The 1,312-nt window shown below is 74.5% G+C and carries 2 protein-coding genes; both read left to right on the plus strand.

Going from position 1 to position 1,312, the window contains the following annotated elements; translation table 11 throughout:
- Nucleotides 1-152: 152 nt before the first annotated feature.
- Nucleotides 153-902 carry a DUF4232 domain-containing protein gene (locus J0670_RS38165; RefSeq protein ID WP_207817357.1) on the plus strand — a complete coding sequence of 250 codons (750 nt, stop codon included), beginning with the start codon at nucleotides 153-155 and terminating at the stop codon, nucleotides 900-902.
- 110 nt (nucleotides 903-1,012) lie between these two features.
- On the plus strand, nucleotides 1,013-1,312 hold a 300-nt coding region (locus J0670_RS38170; RefSeq protein WP_207817358.1), incomplete at its 3' end, for a helix-turn-helix transcriptional regulator.

Raw genomic sequence — 1,312 nt, forward strand, 5'->3', positions numbered from 1 at the left:
GTCGGAGGGGGTGGAAGCGTTCCAGCGTGCCGGATGGCCGAGGAGGTCTGGCGGGCGGTCGGGGCGGAGGGTCACAGTGGTGGTCGGCAGGCGCCGTCGGTGTGCCGGACGCCCTTCTTCCTCTCCTTCCTACGCAGCTACGGGGATCCGTCATGTCCGTTCGTCGTGCACTGTTCGTTCCGGCCGTCCTCGCCGGTGCCCTCCTCTCGCTGACCGCCTGCCAGCCCGGATCGGGGGCGGAGGAGTCGCAGCCGGCGACGCGGAGCGCGGCCCCCGCCGCTCCCACCGCATCGGCCTCCGGTGCCCCGGTCGCCGGTGCGACGGGCAAGGGTGCGGGAAGTGGCGGTGGCGCGGCCGCCCCGGTGCCGTCCACCGGGAAGCCCACGGGCGGCGCGTCGCAGGGCGGCGGCGCCGGGGGAGCGGACGGCGACGCGTACGCCTACACCCATCCGTGCGACAGCAAGAACCTGTCGGTGCGCGTGGCCGCCCGTCCCGAGGCGCCCGGCCAGCGGGTGATCGAGGTGCACAACCAGGGCTCGCACCCCTGCGGGCTCAGCTACTACCCGCTGGTCAGCCTGGGCGACTCGCACGCCGAGGACCGGAGCAAGAGCGTCCGGCCGCTGGTCCCGAGCGGACTGGGCGGCGCCCCCGCCTACCCGGTCGCGGCCGGGCAGACGGCGTACGCGGTGATCGACCTCAACCCGGGCGGCGCGACCACCGGCACGGCGGCCGGGATCGACGAGCTGAACGTCCTGGCGGACGGCGACCACATGCCCAACGCGGACACCCACAACTTCCCGCTCGGCCAGGGCGTGAAGGTCCTCAAGCCGAAGCTGGGCCTGTACCGGACGAACGTCGCCGACGCGGTCTCCTCGATGGCCGCCGCGGACCACCAGCTCTGAGCCCCACCCTGCCGCCACCCGGGATTGGGGAGCCCGGAACGGCAGCCGGTACCGTGAGCTGCGAGTTCGGCGGGGAGCCGGGCCTGGCCGCGGTACGGGGGAGGCAGGGCATGGGCGTGGAGACCGACGAGTTCGCCGGGATGCTGCGGGAGCTGAAGGAGCGTTCGGGCCGCAGCTACGGCGCGCTCGCGACCCGGCTGCACGTCAGCACCTCCACGCTGCACCGCTACTGCAACGGCGCCGCCGTCCCCTCCGAGTACGCACCGGTGGAGCGGTTCGCCCGGGTCTGCGGGGCGAAGGACGAGGAACTCATCGAGCTGCACCGCCGCTGGCTGGTGGCGGACGCGGCGCGGCGCCGGGAACCGGGCGCGGCCACGGCCACGGCCACGGCCAAGCAGGAAACGGAACAG

The organism is Streptomyces sp. FH025 (assembly GCF_017427025.1).
Classification (GTDB): Bacteria; Actinomycetota; Actinomycetes; order Streptomycetales; family Streptomycetaceae; genus Kitasatospora.